Source organism: Streptomyces sp. NPDC058632, assembly GCF_042717095.1.
In the GTDB taxonomy this organism is placed as follows: Bacteria; Actinomycetota; Actinomycetes; order Streptomycetales; family Streptomycetaceae; genus Streptomyces.
On the sequence record NZ_JBHXQZ010000137.1, the window covers coordinates 1 to 15,904 of the forward strand.

Annotated in this window: 14 protein-coding genes; 5 read left to right on the top strand and 9 right to left on the bottom strand. The window is 70.2% G+C overall.

The genetic code is table 11. The features are described 5' to 3' along the window. Positions 1–495 precede the first annotated feature (495 nt). The 5 genes from ACFWVE_RS32800 to ACFWVE_RS32820 all read right to left on the bottom strand — a co-directional run bounded on the left by ACFWVE_RS32800 (position 496) and on the right by ACFWVE_RS32820 (position 6,525). Positions 496–825: a hypothetical protein gene (locus tag ACFWVE_RS32800; RefSeq protein ID WP_384022161.1), complete on the bottom strand. Its 330-nt coding sequence runs from the start codon at positions 823–825 to the stop codon at positions 496–498. 106 nt (positions 826–931) lie between these two features. Beyond that, a complete protein-coding gene (gene fxlM, locus ACFWVE_RS32805) occupies positions 932–2,143 on the bottom strand; it encodes a methyltransferase, FxLD system (RefSeq protein ID WP_384022164.1) in 1,212 nt (403 codons plus the stop codon). A 10-nt stretch (positions 2,144–2,153) separates the two neighbouring features. Next, positions 2,154–3,305: a lanthionine synthetase C family protein gene (locus tag ACFWVE_RS32810; protein ID WP_384022167.1), complete on the bottom strand. Its 1,152-nt coding sequence runs from the start codon at positions 3,303–3,305 to the stop codon at positions 2,154–2,156. Beyond that, entirely contained in the window at positions 3,302–6,421 is a 3,120-nt protein-coding gene (locus ACFWVE_RS32815) for a lantibiotic dehydratase (RefSeq protein ID WP_384022170.1), read from the bottom strand. The genes ACFWVE_RS32810 and ACFWVE_RS32815 overlap by 4 nt, the downstream gene beginning before the upstream one ends. After that, positions 6,385–6,525 (bottom strand): hypothetical protein, encoded by a 141-nt coding sequence (locus ACFWVE_RS32820; RefSeq protein ID WP_384022173.1) that lies wholly within the window; start codon positions 6,523–6,525, stop codon positions 6,385–6,387. The genes ACFWVE_RS32815 and ACFWVE_RS32820 overlap by 37 nt, the downstream gene beginning before the upstream one ends. 544 nt (positions 6,526–7,069) lie before the next feature. On the opposite strand from ACFWVE_RS32820, the gene ACFWVE_RS32825 reads away from it, so the two are divergent. Together ACFWVE_RS32825 and ACFWVE_RS32830 are read left to right on the top strand one after the other, a co-directional pair. Continuing rightward, entirely contained in the window at positions 7,070–8,521 is a 1,452-nt protein-coding gene (locus ACFWVE_RS32825; RefSeq protein ID WP_384022176.1) for a hypothetical protein, read from the top strand. Positions 8,522–8,538: 17 nt separating this feature from the next. After that, positions 8,539–9,030, top strand: a complete 492-nt coding sequence (locus ACFWVE_RS32830; protein WP_384022179.1) for a hypothetical protein — start codon at positions 8,539–8,541, stop codon at positions 9,028–9,030. Positions 9,031–9,094: 64 nt separating this feature from the next. Here ACFWVE_RS32830 and ACFWVE_RS32835 read toward each other — a convergent pair whose 3' ends face one another. The 4 genes from ACFWVE_RS32835 to ACFWVE_RS32850 all read right to left on the bottom strand — a co-directional run bounded on the left by ACFWVE_RS32835 (position 9,095) and on the right by ACFWVE_RS32850 (position 13,239). After that, positions 9,095–9,628 carry a TetR/AcrR family transcriptional regulator gene (locus tag ACFWVE_RS32835; protein ID WP_384022193.1) on the bottom strand — a complete coding sequence of 178 codons (534 nt, stop codon included), beginning with the start codon at positions 9,626–9,628 and terminating at the stop codon, positions 9,095–9,097. Between the two features lie 22 nt (positions 9,629–9,650). After that, positions 9,651–10,487 (bottom strand): alpha/beta fold hydrolase, encoded by an 837-nt coding sequence (locus ACFWVE_RS32840; RefSeq protein WP_384022181.1) that lies wholly within the window; start codon positions 10,485–10,487, stop codon positions 9,651–9,653. 121 nt (positions 10,488–10,608) lie between these two features. Further along, positions 10,609–11,628 (bottom strand): SEC-C metal-binding domain-containing protein, encoded by a 1,020-nt coding sequence (locus ACFWVE_RS32845; RefSeq protein ID WP_384022184.1) that lies wholly within the window; start codon positions 11,626–11,628, stop codon positions 10,609–10,611. A 135-nt stretch (positions 11,629–11,763) separates the two neighbouring features. Then, the gene (locus tag ACFWVE_RS32850) at positions 11,764–13,239 is read right to left on the bottom strand and encodes a glycoside hydrolase (RefSeq protein ID WP_384022196.1); all 1,476 of its coding nucleotides are present in this window, start codon (positions 13,237–13,239) and stop codon (positions 11,764–11,766) included. Between the two features lie 366 nt (positions 13,240–13,605). Between ACFWVE_RS32850 and ACFWVE_RS32855 the strand changes: the two genes are divergently transcribed. The 3 genes from ACFWVE_RS32855 to ACFWVE_RS32865 all read left to right on the top strand — a co-directional run bounded on the left by ACFWVE_RS32855 (position 13,606) and on the right by ACFWVE_RS32865 (position 15,863). Beyond that, entirely contained in the window at positions 13,606–13,941 is a 336-nt protein-coding gene (locus ACFWVE_RS32855; RefSeq protein ID WP_384022199.1) for a DUF6412 domain-containing protein, read from the top strand. A 164-nt stretch (positions 13,942–14,105) separates the two neighbouring features. After that, a complete protein-coding gene (locus ACFWVE_RS32860; protein WP_384022187.1) occupies positions 14,106–14,846 on the top strand; it encodes a YidC/Oxa1 family membrane protein insertase in 741 nt (246 codons plus the stop codon). A gap of 159 nt (positions 14,847–15,005) precedes the next feature. Next, positions 15,006–15,863, top strand: a complete 858-nt coding sequence (locus ACFWVE_RS32865) for a fumarylacetoacetate hydrolase family protein (RefSeq protein WP_384022191.1) — start codon at positions 15,006–15,008, stop codon at positions 15,861–15,863. The last annotated feature ends 41 nt before the right edge of the window (positions 15,864–15,904 follow it).

Sequence of the window (15,904 nt, forward strand, 5' to 3'; positions counted from 1 at the left end):
AGCTCAGCGAAATAAGGGACGCCCTCCGTCTCGGTGAACTCGGGTAGGCGGAGAGGCGCCACTCACCATCGAGATCACGATCTACGGCTGGAGTATTAGCGAGTATGGGAGCGGTCGGTCTCGCCCTTGAGGGTGGGGCGTCTGGCCGTTTTCCATGCGTCGGTGGGGGTTGGACGTGCGGTGCCTCATTGCCTTGACCGGGGGACGAAGTCGGTGCCTCCTCGGGAGGGCTGATGCTCTTGGGTCCGTTGGACGGCTGGGTGGCCGAGCTGCGGGGAGCGAGGGCCGGGGTCGGGAGTGCGGGGCGGCCTGGTGGGCTTGAGGCGGCATAACTATCCGCGCATGGAAGCCGTTATCTACCCTTGTCAAGTAGATCTGCAGGTGACATGCCTACCGAGGGGGCGCAGACACGTAGGGCACGTATATCGCCGAGCAGGAGTCCAAGGCGTCCGCCGTCGTCAACGGCGCCCCGCACGGCCTGCTGTGGACCCACATTCAGGAAGTCACCGACGCCCTCCTCGCCTTCCTGGCGAAGTAGAACCGGAAGCGGCCGGCCTCCACCGCCGGACCACCCCGTGCGCCCCTCGCCCCGGCCGGCGAGGGGCGCACGGCCCGGTTCGGGCCCACGGCCGCATCCAGGTCCGGCTCTTCGTCCGCCGTCGTGCCATGGCACTCCCCGTACGTGCGCCCGAGCTGCGCCAGCGCGATGAGAATCAGACCGAGCGGCATCCTGGTCAGGCCGACGAACTGTTGTTGGCGGACGGGCTCGGGGAACGTCCCCGACCGATGCCGGCGGAACACATCGGCGAACGGTTCCGGCTTCACTTTCGACCTGTCCGTCCCCCCCCCCCCGGGACGAACCGGCTAAGGGACAGGCCCGGTGGTTCATCGATCTGATCACGGCCGACGATCTCCGCGACCGGACAGGTCCCTAAGCATTCGTCCCGGTGAAGAACAGCATTATGCGGCTGTCCGCCTTGCCGATGACGTGCCCCTTCGGAAGCTCGCTGTCCGGGGTACCTGCCGGATGAATGATCAAGCGTGGTGCTGCGGTGCGGTCGGTGCTCCAAGCGGTGATGTGGGCGATCAAGTTGTGTGCCAGGGCCTTTGCATCAGGTCCGTAGGCGGCGGCGCCAAGTCGTGACGGTCGTTCGAGATCGGCGTTGTCGCGTTCGGCGATCAGGAACGCGATGGAGCTGCCGGATACGAGGGCGGGACTCCGACCAGGGATGGTGGGACGCCGTACACCCTCGTCCAGTGCCTTGTTGGTGACTTCGATTCGGCAGACGGCGCTGTCGGAGGCAGTGGCCCGCAGCCAGATGCCGTCGAAGGTTTCCTCGTTGCCGACCCGGGCCTGTGACCACAGTTCGGTGAGTGGGCCGGAGAAGACCTCGGCGAGTTCGTCGAGGTCGATGGGCTGGTCCTGGTCATGGTGCAGGCGGACGGCGCCGTCGGCCAGTTCGGTGGCGCGTTCGCCGTGCTGGCCGACGATGGGGACGAAGCCGCAGAGTTCCATGTCGTCGGAGACGAGGGTGTCGCCGTGGCGGGTCAGGGCGACGGAGCGGGTCTGGCCGCGCCAGCGGAGCGGGAGTACGAGGCGTCCCCCTTCCGCGAGTTGATGCCACCAACTGGCTGGGACGTCCCAGAGGCCGACGGTGGCGATGATCCGGGTGTAGGGGGCGTGCTCGGGTGCTCCCTTCAGGCCGTCGCGCTCCATGACCCTGACGTGTTCGTAGCCGGTGCGGTTGAGGGCCTGGCGTGCGTGCAGGGCGATGTCGGGGTCGATGTCAATGGTGGTGATCTGCCCCTCGGGGCCGACGAGTTCGGCGAGGAGGGCGGCGTTGTATCCGGTGCCGGCGCCGATCTCCAGGATGTGGTCGCCGGGCTGTGGGGCGAGCTGGTCGAGCATCATCGCGACGGTGGATGGCACGGAGGCGCAGGAGAGGGCGAGCGGGCCGTTGGGGTTGTTCTTGATGGTAACGGCCCGGTTGGTGTATGCGGTGGCCGGGTCGAGGCCCGGCAGATGGAGGTCGCGGCGGACGGTGCGCAGGGCCTGCTCGATCGGAGTTGGCAGGGGGCGCTTGGCGACGATCTCGTCCACGAGTCGGTTGCGCAGGTCGTCGAGGGCGGGAGTGCTGTTCACCTTGGCTCTTTCAGTCGAGGAGGAGGCAGGTTTCCCACCCCGTGGCAACGGGGTGGGCGGGGTTGAGGGCATGGAGTGCGAGGAGAATCCCGTCGGTACCGGTCAGGAGTCCGGAGGTGTCTGGCAGCGGGTGCATGGCGACGTGGGTGGCGAAGCGGGAGCGGAGGGATGGCAGAACGTGCCGCAGCGCACTGTCCTGCGCGGTGTCGGCGGCTGAGCGTTCTGCGGCGAGGCAGAGTCCGGCCCAGCCGTGGCAGACCGTGGCGTTGTCAACGCGGGCGAGTTGTTCGGGGTCGGCGGCACAGGTCGTGAGGGCGTCCTCGGCCAGGCGCCGGGTCGTCGTACGTGAGCATGCGATTGCGGCAAGTTGCAGGGCGCGGGCGATGCCGGGTGTGCCATAGCACCACGATGGTCTACCGGGGCGCTTCGGCGTGCGTGACCTGTTGATCCATTCGTCGAGGGTGACGGTCTCCGGCCAGGTGGGGCTGCCGTTGGTGAGGTAGTGCGCTCGCTGTTCCAGCAGGCGGCAGCCCTGCGTCAGGGCCTGGTGCTGGCCGGCCACGGTGTGCCCGGCGCGTGTGCTCAGGGCGAGGAGAGCGATGGGCCCGGCGACACCGTGTGCCATGCCGAAGTTTCCGTGCCCTGCCGGCCAGGCGGGGCCGGGCCGACCGCTCGGGCTGTCCGAGGTCCACCACCCTGGTAGTTCCTCGCCGTTGACCGTGACCGGTTGTTGCATGATCCGCACCACATAGTGCAGGACATTATTGAGCAGTTCCGCGTGCCTGCCTCGGCGCAGAAGCAGTGCACCCAGTCCGGTCAGGCCGGAGATCAGGTCGTACTCCCGCATGCGCGGTGGGCTGCCCGCGTCGATACGGCGGTTCGCGTCCGCGAGCCGTGTACGTACGAGTGCGGCGAGCAGGTTGTCGAGGTGGTCGAGTGCGGAGCGGTAGGCCGGGTGGCCGGCTACATGGAGGACGTAAGCCACGGCCGGTGCTCCGCGATAGAGGCTCGCGCCGGCGGGATGGGTGGCGGCCGGTTGCCCGGCCAGAGTTCTTGCGGTGGTGTGCATCGTGTCCCACTGTCCGCTGCCCTGGGCGAGAACCGCTTGATAAAGGGCTGTTCCGGCCAGACCTCTGCCCAGGTCGTGCACGAGGCCGTTCACCGGGTTGTCCCCTGCGTCAGGAGGGAGTGGCATGCCTGACGTGCAGCATGGCGGCAGGCTGCCTCGGCTTCCCGGTCCGGGCCCATGATCCGGTTGTGGTGCATGTGCAGCAGTGACTCCAGCACGGGGCCGACCTGCTCATGAGTGAGATGAGACCGGTACGTGGCGAGGGCGGAGCGACATCGCTCGTACGCGCCGGTCAGGCGGACAGTCACGTCAGGGACTTCCGTGAGTGCTCCGGTGCGGACACGGTGAAGCGTCTGGCGGGTGACAGCGACCAGGCCCGTGCCACGTGCAGGTGTGATGGCCAGCCAGCGGATGCCTTCCTCGTCGCCGAGGAGCCCACGTGCGGTGTCGATCATTCCGAGTGCGCACACCACCTGCCGGTCCAGGTCAGCCAGGTCGGTGAGCGCGTACCGGGCCGCGTTGCTGTCTGCGACGAATACAATCTCGGCGGCCTCCAGGGCAGGTCCCGTGCCGTAGCGGCCGAACTCTGGTCGGTAGCCGTCGAAGACGAGCCGGGAGACGAGCGCCTCGCTCTGCAGCCGCGCAGCCCAGCGGGCGACGGCCCGGGTGACAGTTGAGTGCTCCTCCGGGCCGTGGGCGGCAATGCGCAGCCGAAGGTGGTCCTCTTCCTGCCCGGTGCGGTAGCGCACGTACCAGCTTTCGGGTCCGCCCAGCGATTCGAGGAGATTGGGCAGGCGGCGGGTAAGGATCTGATCCATGACCGTTGGGTGGGTGAACAGCTTGGCCTGCGCCCATCGCTGTCGGTTGTCTCCAGGCATTGGCAGTATCCGGTTGGTCACGACCGGGGCCGTCGTCAGGTCGGGGTGAGGCAGGGGCGGCCGGGTGGAGGTGAGCGGCAGGGTGAATTCGTGGGCGTGGCCGATCCAGCCGAAGTCTCTTGGGTCGGGGGTTTCGAGCAGTTCGGCGTTGCCGTGGCGTCGGAGATGGCTGTGGAGAAGCCGTGCGTGCAGCGGCTCACCCACATCAAGGCGCAAGGTGCGGTCATCGTCGCGGAGTTCAAGCAGCTGCGGGCACTTCCACGTCCGTGCCCAGTCGGTCAATGCCGCCTGCCATGAGGGCTGGAAAGGACCGGCCGGGAGGTTGGCAGCGTCCAGGCGCCAGCGGGCCGGAGAGAGGATTGTCTTGTGGTAGCGGACTCGAGGCAGATGAGGCATTCCGGCTGCAAGGGGGCCCCAGTCGAATTGAGTCCAGGCGGTGGCGAAGCCGCGGTTGAGGAGCGCGATGAACTGGGCGATCGGCGGAGCCTGCTTCTCCAGCGAGAGTGGGTGCAGGATGACCGGCTCGACGACGCGGCGCCGCGAGAGGCTGACGAGGTGCATCCGCTTGCTGGTCGACAGCACCGCCAGGTCGTCGAGCGGGATCAGGTTGTCGGCGGGGACCCGGTGCTCGCCGACAGGGATCACGTACGGCAGCAGGGCGGGGGTGCGGGCCACGTTCTCGGCATGTGGATGGACCGGGGCGAAAGAGAGCTGGGCCAACAGCGCGCCGTCCACCAGGGTGGGCAGCAGCCGGTACACCTCGTCGAGGCCGCTGTCCGGGAGGGCGGTGGCGAACCGGCCGGTGAGGGTGCCGGTGCTCCAGGCGGGACGTACGGACACGGTGAAGTCACCGTGGTCCAGTGCCTGTGTCGACGACGCCTGTACCCGCACTGCCATCTCGACGTGTGGGGCGATGGCCGGGTCGTCACGGCTGGTACGGGCGCACACCTCATCGATGTCCGAGTCTGTGAACCGGATCTCCCGGGCGCCGGTGAGCGCGGCCTGCCACGCCTTGGCCATCAGCAGCTCATCGCGTGGAAGGGTCTTTGACGAGGGCTCGGGCCACACTGACATCGGGAAGCCGGCCGGCAGGCCCACCCCGGCGGCCAGATCGACCGCGTCCCGCAGCGGAACCAAGCTGCCGGCGCCGTACCGCTCCCAGAACAGACCGTGGTAAGCCGCCCACAAGGGCTTCTCCCCCACGTTCCGGGTCAGCCGGAGCAGTGCTTCCGCAGCGCGCTCGGCCTCCTCAAGTACTGGTGCCGGAACGCGGACCGTGGCGTCGAGCTGCAGGTCCACGCTGAGCCGCACCCGGCCTTGGTCCCTGATGCCGCTCATGCGTGTCTCAGCTGTATCGCGCAGTTCCTGCCGGGCGGCGAGGTCGTCTGCCATGTTGTGTTCGGCGAGCAGACGCCATATGTCTTCCAAGTGGTCTAGCAGATCGTGTGTTTCGGGCTTCAGACGGTCTGCGAGTGGACGCAGAACTCGTAGCAGGTGTCCCAAGGGATCGGGGTCCGTCAGGGGTGCCGACATGCCGCTGATCAGGAAGCCCGCGTCCAGCATGTCCGCGAGGAGCCGTGTGATCTGCTCGACCGTTCCGCCCAGCGCGATCAACTGATCGATGATCTCCAGGCACGGAGCAGGATGTGCGGCCAGCGCGAGGATGGTGGCGAGAGGCCGGGAGACGATGGTACTCGCAGTGCGTCCGCCGGACAGGGGCCGCACCAGGACGTCGCCGTGCCGCACCACCATGTCGTTGACCTGAAGGGGCAGGTGGGACAGAACGTCCGGTCGCCGTTGGAGGTCCCGGCGGACATGGTCGAGCCAGAGTGTGTCCGGACGAGCAGTGACGTGGTGGCCGATGCCCACTCGGCCTTCGGCCGGACCGCACTCCGCGGTGGTCACACCGGCGAACAGCCCGAACGGTGTGGGACGTCCGGCGGCACGTAAGAGGTACCGGGCGACCGCCGTAGTCGCCTTCCGTACCTGCTTCGGCCGGACAACGCCCCCTTCAAGGATGTGGTCGACGGCGCGAGCGAGGTGTGGGGACGCGCCCCGCACCGCAGCTGCGAAGGGCGGGAGGGCCCACACGTCAGCAAGCCAACGGCGGCAGTCGGCCGGATCGGCGGAGTCGGGCCACCGGGTGTGCTGGGCAGTGAGCGGAAGCACAGCGGCACGCAGCAGGAGCGCATTACCGCGTTGGAGCTGTCTGGTCTGCGTCATCGTGGTCCCCGTTCGGCCAGTTCGGTGCGGGCCGGAAGCGGGTCCGGCCCGCACCGGTTCGAGTGGGCTGGTCAGCTCGTGCAGGAGGAGGCGCAGGTGGACTCGCATCCGTCACTGGTGTCGCAGTCGTCGTTCTCCAGGGACGGCGAGTCCGTGATCGCGATGGTGAGCTCCCAGTCGTCTCCGGTGATCGGAGCCAGTCCAGTCGTCATGGTCGCCATTGCAGTACCTCCGAGAGGTGGTTGGGCCGCCCACGGGAAGCGTGGGCGAGGGAGCGCGGGACCCCCGCACTCGGCTGCCACGGACTTTTGTGCAGCTGAGTGCGCGGATACCGCGTTCGGGTGCGCTGAGGGCCTCTTACGCTTGACCTCTGCCCTGGCCGTGCAGCATTGGTTCCACAGGGGTGTCTGATGCTTCGAGGATGCGCACTGCGCGTACGCGACCGTCGGCTTCGGCGTGAACGGCGCCCAGTACTCGCCGGCGGCGAAGAGGATCGGCCCGTACAGCCGCCTCGACCAGGCCGCCCGGAACCGGCGGGGTTGTTGTGAGTGCAAGGTTGTGGCTCTCCTCCGTCCGCTGGTATTTGGTCGCCCAAACCTTCGAGGTCGGTCACCGAAAAATTCGGGCTCTCACCAAGCGTGTCCGAACCTCGGCAACGGCGGTATGACCAGCGGGTGTTACCGAGGCGGGAAGACACTCGTTCATGCCTTCGTACGAAACTTGATCGCGCCTACGATCGAATCGGAAGTTGGCCCGATGGACGCCACCACCCCCGGCCCTCTCGCTCCTGACCTCCTCGAACGCGAGGATCTCCGGCGAGCCCTGGCAGAGCACGACTTCGCAGCCGTCTTCACCCTGATCAAGAAGTATGGCGGCCTGTCCCAGAACCGCATCGCCTCCGCCTGCCACCTCACCCCGGGCAAGGTCTCCACGATCATCAGCGGCCAGCAGCAGGTCACCAGCTTCGAGGTCATCTGCCGCATCTCCGACGGGCTTCGGATCCCGGGCCGCCTTCTCGGGCTCGCCCCACGTGTCTGGGAAACCTGGCCGGCCCAGGAGGATCTCCGCTCGGGGCCGGAGGGTGAACGACTCAGCACCGATGAGGTCCCTTGGGGGTCCGATGTCACCGTGGACCTGGCTGCGAACCTGACGAGGAGTGATCTCGTGATGGACCGACGCGCGGCGGCCCGCGCCCTGGCTGGGGCCGCCGTCATCGGCGCTGCCCTGCTCGACCCCTTGGAGGGATGGATTCAGCCCACCGGCTCCGCTGTCCGGCCGCGCCGTCGGGGGCGGCTCGGGGCACGGGAGGCCGAGGAGCTGGAGTCCACCGCTCGCGCGTTCCGGGCCTGGGACCACAAGTACGGTGGTGGTCTGCGCCGCAAGGCCGTGCTGGGTCAGCTCAGTGAGGTCGCCGCCCACCTCGACGAACAGCAGTCACCCAAGGTCGAACAGCGTCTGTACAGGGTGATGGCCCAATTGGCAGGAACGGCAGCCACGATGGCCTGGGACACGGGACTCCAGCGCCGTGCCCAGAACTACTACCTTCTGGCCCTGCGCTCCTCCCACGCCGGTGACGACAAGGTCTTCGGTGCCAATGTCCTGGCGGGCATGGCCCGCCAGATGCTCTACCGCGACCGGCCCCAAGACGCCCTCGAGCTGATCCGTCTTGCCCAGGACGGTGCCCGGCACGTGACCGGCCCCAGAGTGCGGGCCATGCTCCACACCCGGGAGGCATGGGCGTACGCGGCCATGGGGCGCACCGCCGCCTTCCAACGAGCGACCGCCCAGGCAGCCGAATCCCTCACCAGCGCCGAACAGGACGAAGAGCCCTACTGGATCGCCTACTTCGACGAGGCCGAACTCGCCGGCACCATTGGAGGTCGGCTCCTCGACCTCGCCCGCCAGAATCCCCAACAGCACGCCGAAGCCGCTGCCACCGAAATCCGTCAGGCTCTGTCCCGGCGCGGTCCCGAGGCCAGCCGCAGCCATGCTCTGGACCGCATCGGACTGGCACAGTGTCACTTCCTGCTCGGTGACATCACCGGCGCAGTGGAAGAAACCCACCGCGCGGTGGAGGCCGCGCGTGCCACACGCTCCAGCCGTGTGCGCGCACAGCTCAGCGAGCTCTATCCGTACACCGTGGGCAACAACGCGGCCCGCCCCCTGCGCGAAGCCCGCGATACGATCCGCGGCCTGCTATCGACCTGAGAAGGAGAGCGACGACTGTGACGACCATCGCGGTGACCGGGCATATTCACCTGACCGAGGGCAGTGTGCCTCTGGTCCGCCTCGCCCTGGACGACCTGCTCGGGCAGTACGCCGGTGACGGCGATCTCGTCGGTGTCTCCTGTATCGCCAAGGGCTCCGACTCCCTCTTCGCCGAAGCCGTCCTCGCCGCCGGCGGGCGCCTCATCGTCGTCATCCCCTCCCGGGACTACCGGCGGAACAAGGTCAAGCCGGATGACGCCGCCCTCTTCGACCGCCTCGTCGAAGCCGCCGGGGAGGTCCTCGTCCTCCCGTACGAAACGGCCGCCCGGCAGGCGTACGAGGCCGCCAACGCCGTGCTCGTCGAACGCGCCGACCGGCTCGTCGCCGTATGGGACGGTGAACCGCCCACCGGCAGGGGCGGCGGTACCGCCGACACGGTTCTCGAAGCGCGGGCGGCGGGGCTCCCGGTGGACGTGGTGTGGCCGGACGGCGCCGCCCGCCTGGGCTGAGCGCTGTGGCGCTCCGGCTACGGTCACGGCGGTGACGGCCGCGTTCTCACAGGGCGTGCGGTTTTCACAGGGCGCGCAGGCCGCGGTCGGTGAAGGTGATCAGCCACTCGAAGCTCTCGTCGATGTCGGTGCTCCACTGGAAGCCGTTGGCCACCTGCAGCGTGGCGAAGCCGTGGTAGAGGCTGCGGAGCAGGCGCAGGGCGTGGTTCACATCGGCTTCCTCGATCTCGTAGCCGCGCAGGACCGCCGTGAACGCGTCCAGCAGCCGCCGGCCCGCGGTGGCGACCGGGTCGTCCGGGCCGGACGGCTCCACGCCGATCGTCGCGGCGTACCGGCCGGGGTGCTCCAGGACGAAGACGCGGAAGGCGTGTGCCGCGGCCGCCAGGGCGTCGCGGCCCGCGTATCCCCGGATCGCGTCGCCGACGGCGTCGGCGGCCTCGACGTACGCCAGGGCCGCGATGCGCCGGTTGAGGTCCTCCTGACCGCCCACGTGCTTGTACAGGGAAGGGGTGCGCACGCCCAGTCGCTCGGCGAGCAGACCCATCGTCAGGTGGGCGAGGCCCACCTCGTCGGCGAGGGCGGCACCGGCCGCGACCACGGTCTCCGGGTCCAGGCCGGCCCTAGGCACGGGCGGCGTCCGAGCGGAGGAAGGCGAGCACGAGCGACACCACCCGGTCGGGGAACTGGTCGTGCGGGTAGTGCCCGGCGCCCTCGATCATCTCGAGACGGCCGAGGCCGGACGGCAGGGCGTCGACGACCGCCGAACCCTCGGCGTACGGGTCGGCCCAGTCGGGGTCGAGCGTGCCCATCACGACCAGGACCGGGCAGCGGACGGCGCCGAGCTGCGCGCCGGCGTCGGTCGGGGCACAGCGGCCCATGCCCTGCAGGGCCTTCATCCGGCCCGGCTCGCGCAGCAGGGAGTCGATGCGGCCGAGCCGCTCGGCCCAGCCGGCCGGCTTCACACCGGGGTAGGCCACCTCGAGGTACGAGCGCCACAGCGGCACGCTGCCGAACACGCCCGCGCCGAACAGCCGCAGCATGCCCCGGCGGAAGCGTTTCACCCGCAGGTCGCCGAGGCGGATCGACTGCCCCCGGGTGAACGGCGCCAGCTCGACCACCGCGGTGACCAACGAGGGCTCCTGCGCGGCGGCGATGGTGGCGGCGCCGCCGGAGAACGAGTGGCCGACGAGCACGGCCGGGCCGCCCAGGTGGCGGATCACGGCGAGCAGGTCGCCGGCGACGGCGGTACGGCTCCAGGCCGGCCAGTCGACGCTCGACTCGCCGCAGCCGCGCAGATCGACCGCGGCGACCCGGTAACCCGCCGCCACCAGCTGCGGGACCACGGCGCGGTACGCGGCGCGGCTGTCGCCCATGCCGTGTGCGAGGACGATCAGCGGGCCGGAGCCCGCCACTTCGTAAGCGATCGTGCCGCCGTCGACGGCAAGGTGTTCGGTCATGACAGCCCCCAGGTTTGGCTAACTCGATTAGCTAAAAGCTAATCTCATTAACCAAGCCTGTCAATGGCGGGACCCGCCTGTCACCGCGCTCCTGTCACCGCGCCCCTGTCACCGCGCCCCGTCACACCGCCGTCGTGCCGTGGCACTCCCCGTACGTGCGGCCCGAGCCGCACCAGCAGGTGGCCGACCGCTGCGGGGGCCACGGCAGGGCACGGCCCCGGGCCGCCAGGGTGGTGGCGTACTGGGGGAGGAGGTCGGTGTCGTCGGGGGTGGTGCCCTCGGAGGCGGCGAAGGCCTCGTACGAGGGGACGGTGCCCGTGACGATGCCCAGGTTGGGGGTGCCCGAGGCGGCCAGTTCGCGCAGGGCCGTCTCTATCGTGGTCAGGTGCTCCCCGTGCGACGGGTACTCGCCGGCGAGGGCGGGACACGCCTCCAGGAGCTCGGCCAGTTCGTCCGCCGGCCAGTGGAGGACCGCCACCGGGAAGGGGCGGGACAGCGCCGTCCGGTACGCGCCCAGCTCCGCCCGCAGACGGGTGATCTCCGCCTCCAGCTCCGCCGGGTTCTCCGAGCCCAGCGACCAGACGCGCTTCGGGTCGTGGAGTTCGTCCAGAGTGATCGGCAGGATGTGTACGGAGTCCGCCAGGGCGTCCCACTCGTCGTGCGCCGCGCCCAGCATCCTGCGCACGCGGTGGCGGCCGAAGAGGAGCGGGTGGGTGGCGGTCGCAGGCTCCGGCACGTCGGTGAGGAGCAGGCGTACCGCCTCGGTGAACGTCTCGTGCGCCTGCTCCAGCTCGTCATGGACCTCCAGGGACTCCGCGACGATCACCCAGGGAGCCGGGTCGCGCGGGGCCGCGGTGCGGATGCCGTCGATGATGGCGCGGGCCTCCGCCTCGTGGCCGTACTCCCAGAGGTTCGAGGCCTTCAGGGCGCGGACCAGGTACGGGCTCTCCAACTCCGCGTCGGTGGCCAGCAGCCGGTCGTAGAGGGTGGTCGCGGCGGGGCGGTCGCCGGAGAGTTCGAGATGGGCGGCGGCCCGTAGCAGCAGGGCTTCGACATCCTCGGGATACAGGCCGGCGGTCCGCTCCAGGCGTGCCGCTTCGGCGGTGTGGTCGACGTTTTCGGCGGGCGTGTCGGGGCGCATGGAGGACACCGTACTGCCGACCGGTGGCATGGGAGGAGACGGCCGCGGGCCGGAGGCTTCCCCGAGGGTGAACCGGGGCCCGGGGGGCAAGGGGCGGGCCGCGAGGGCCGACGGGGGCCGGCGGGGGTGCGCCGGTCACACCGTCACCCCGTCGAATTGCAGGGTCTGGACCGACTTCGGGGCGAAGGGCACGCTCACCGAGGTGCCGTTCAGGCGGGCGTCCGAGTGGGCCGTGTAGAGGTCGCCGCCGCCCGTCGTCACCGTGTTCCAGCGCGGGACCAGGCCGCCCGGGCCGCCCGTCACGGAGGAGAAGCGGGAGAGGTCGAACGTCAGGGCCTGGGCCGACGTCGACGTGTTCGCCGCGACGATCACCAGGCGGCGGGCGGCGCGGTCCAGGGCGGCCACCGCGTAGCTCGCCCCCGTGTCGAGGATGGTCATGCCGGGGCGGATGTGGCGGCTGAACTGGGCCATCACGTAGTACTTCGGCTGGACGGCGCCGGGCTGGAGCGTGTTCGGGTCGTACGCGATCATCGCCCAGCCCGGTGACGGGTCCATGACCTGCCAGTAGCACCAGGCCGTCGGGTGCAGCCAGCGGAAGTCGTACAGGAGGTTGCCGGCCATGGTCATGCCGGTGCCGTCGCTGTCACCGGTCTCCGAGTTCCAGAGGGTCTTGCGGCCGTTGGTCACGACGTCCGTGTACAGCAGGTCGCGGCGGCCGCCCGAGCCCTGGTAGCCGTGCACGTTGACCTGGCCGACCAGCGCCCGGGTGGAGGAGCCGAAGGAGTTCCACGTCGTCCGCGCGAGGTCGTAGCCCGTCTCGTCCGAGGCCGAGATGCGCAAGCCGGTCAGGCCCCGCCGGTCCAGCTCGGTGCGCAGGTGTGCCAGGACGGACGCCTGCGTCGAGGCGTCGATGTGGCAGCCCTCCTGCGTGCCCGTCGCCGTCCACCAGCCGGAACTGGGCTCGTTGAAGGGGTCGACGGTCGCGAAGTCCACGCCCCAGTTGTTCCGGGCGTACAGGGCGACGGCGGCCAGGTGGGAGGCGTGCTGACGGTGGTTCCAGGACTGCAGGTTGTTGCCGCCGCCGGCCGCTCCGGACGGGTTGTGGTTGGCACACATCCACCACATCGGGGAGTTGGCGAACAGTTCGGTGGCCGCGCCCCGCTGTACGGCCTTGAGCAGCATCGCGCGCTGGGTGGCGTCCGCCGTCCACTTCCAGGCGGAGGACGCCGGGTCCTCGTTGTTCCAGTCCTGCCAGTAGCCCTCGATCTGCTTGAAGCCGGGGATGTTGGGGGACTCCACCATCGTCTCGCCGCCGACGCTGTTCCAGCCGCACGCGCCGAGGTTGTAGCGGGCGATGTTCAGGCCCAGGCCGGGGAGTGTCCGTCCGCCGTACGGGACGGAGCGGGTGGTGAAGAAGAGGTCGGCGAAGTCGTCCCGGCCGCCGAAGACGTTCGCCCACCAGGCCAGCGAGGTGCCCCAGCCCTCCCAGGTTCCGAACGCCGCCGACGGGTCGACGGCGATGGTGGCGTCCGCGTGGGCGGTGCCGGTGGCCAGGGCGCTTCCCAGGACCGTCCCGCCGGCCGCGGCGAGCAGGCTTCTGCGTCGGATCATCCGGTTCATGGCGTCTCCACGTCTCTGCGTCTCCGCGTCTTCGCTTCACCCGGCACCGGGCGGTGGTGCCGGTCATGAGTTGCTGTCGCGTGCATGCCATGCGTCGTCGGATGAAGCATCGGGGTGCCGGGCGGGGATGTCGAGAGTTGTCGCAGCCCTTTCTCAAACCTGTGTACGAAGGGGTGGGGCGCGTCTCGTGGGCGCGGCTGCGGCGGACGGCGAGATGTCGCTCCTCCGGAGCCGTACGGCCCCGTACGGAACTGTTGTGCCGGGCCCGGACGTTAGGATGACGGGCAGGGCCGGACCGTGCCCGGTTCGGCCGGGTGCGAGGCGACAGGGGAGGGGGCGTCAGTGATCCGTACCGCGATGCGTGGTCGTGGCGACGTGCGCGGTGCCTTCGCCGCGGCCGCCGTGCTGCTCCCGCTGCTCCAGGTCCTCCTGCTCGTGCTGCCGGCCGCCGGCGGTCTCTCCGGACTCTCCGGCACCGTCGCGCTCGCCGCGACCACGGCTGCCGCCGCCACGCTCACCGTGTGCGCCGTCGTCCTGGCCCGCTGCGCGCCCGTCGTGCCGCCCACCCGGGTGCGTACGGCGATACGCGACCGTGACCGGCGTACCGCCTTCCTGCCGCAGCGCGACCCCGACGCCAGGGGCCGCACCCGGCCCCGAGCCCCCGGACACGCCCTCCCGGCGACCGCCGCGTAAGGGCACACACACCGGTTGCGGGACGGCACATCCGCCGTCCGTGAGGGCTTCCCGTCCTTCCGGGGCTCCAGTCCCTTCACCGCGCGTGCCCGCGTGCGGGTCGTCATGCCGTCATCGCGTTCCTCTGTTCCGGCACGACGAGACCCCCGGAGGGCTCACCACCCATGTCCGTTTTCGCCAGCCTGGTCGAGCGACTGGCCGACCTGCTCCAGCCGTTGTTCGGCCTCTCCGCGGCCGCCGCCGCGATCGTCCTGTTCACCGCGTTCGTACGACTCCTCGTCCACCCCCTGTCCCGGGCCGCCGCGCGCGGGCAGAAGGCGAGGACCCGGCTCCAGCCGAAGATCGCCGAGTTGCGGCGCCGGTACGGCCGCAGTCCCGAGAAACTCCAGCGGGCCCTCCTCGAACTGCACACCCGGGAGAAGGTGTCGCCGCTGGCCGGCATCCTGCCCAGCCTCTTCCAGCTGCCCGCCTTCTTCCTGCTGTTCTACCTGTTCTCGAACGCCACGATCGGCGGGCGGCCCAACGAGCTGCTCGGCCACGAGTTGTTCACCGCGCCGCTGGGCGGCCGATGGTCCGACGCGCTGGGGGGCGGGGGCCCGCTCGGCGGGGCGGGGCTCGTGTACGTCGGGCTGTTCGCGGTCGTGGTGGCGGTCGCCGCCTTCAGCTACCGGCTGACCAAGCAGTCGATGGCGGCGAACTCGGCCTTGACCGGTGCGGGCACGGGTACGGGCGCCGGCGCCGCGGAAGCCGTCGCGGTGCCGGGGACGGGTGCGGTGGTCAAGGTGATGCCGTTCCTGTCGTTCTTCACGCTCGTCACCGTGGCCGTGGTGCCGCTGGCCGCCGCGCTGTACGTGGTCACCAGCATGGCGTGGGGCGTGGTGGAGCGGGCGGTGCTTTACCGGTGATGCCGTCCCGGCCTCCCCACCCGGCCCGGTCCAGTACGTGAACGGGGGCTTGCGGACCGGGCGCTCGCCTTGGAGGATCGACCAGTCCTCCGATGGCTGCGCCCGCCGCATCCGGGTCGTGTTCGTCGGGAGGGCCCGTTATCGAGGGAGAGACGTCTCATGAAGCTGCTGCGAGCCGGTACGGCGGGACAGGAGCGGCCCGCGCTGCTCGACGCCGGCGGAACCCTGCGGGACCTGTCGGGTCTCGTCGCCGACATCGACGGGGCACTGCTCGCCGACGAGGCGGCGCTCGACCGCGTCCGGGCCGCCGCCGACGCCGGTGAGCTGCCCGCGCTCGATGCGGCGGGACTGCGCATCGGGCCGCCGCTGGCGCGGATCGGCAAGATCGTCTGCATCGGGCTGAACTACCACGACCACGCCCGCGAGACGGGGGCCGAGCCGCCCTCCGAGCCGGTGATCTTCTTCAAGGCGGCGGACACCGTCGTCGGGCCGCACGACACCGTGCTCGTGCCGCGCGGGTCCACGAAGACCGACTGGGAGGTCGAGCTGGCGGTCGTGATCGGGCGTACGGCGCGGTATCTCGAGTCGGCGGAGGAAGGGCTCGCGCACGTCGCCGGGTACGCCGTCGCGCACGACGTCTCCGAGCGGGAGTTCCAGATCGAGCGGGGCGGCACCTGGGACAAGGGGAAGAACTGCGAGACGTTCAACCCGCTCGGGCCGTGGCTCGTCACCGCCGACGACGTCGCCGATCCGCAGAACCTCGCGCTGCGGCTGTGGGTCAACGGCGAGCTGAAGCAGGACGGGACGACCGCCGAGCAGATCTTCCCGGTCGGGGAAGTCGTGCGGTACGTCAGCCGGTTCATGACGCTGTACCCGGGGGACGTCATCAACACCGGTACGCCGGCGGGAGTGGCGCTGGGGCAGCCGGAGCCGAAGCCGTTCCTGCGGGCCGGGGACGTGGTGGAGCTGGAGATCGACGGGCTGGGCAGGCAGCGGCAGGTGTTCGGCGCCGCATAGCCGCACGGGGGAAGGGCGCGGGGCGCGTGCGGTGAGGTCAC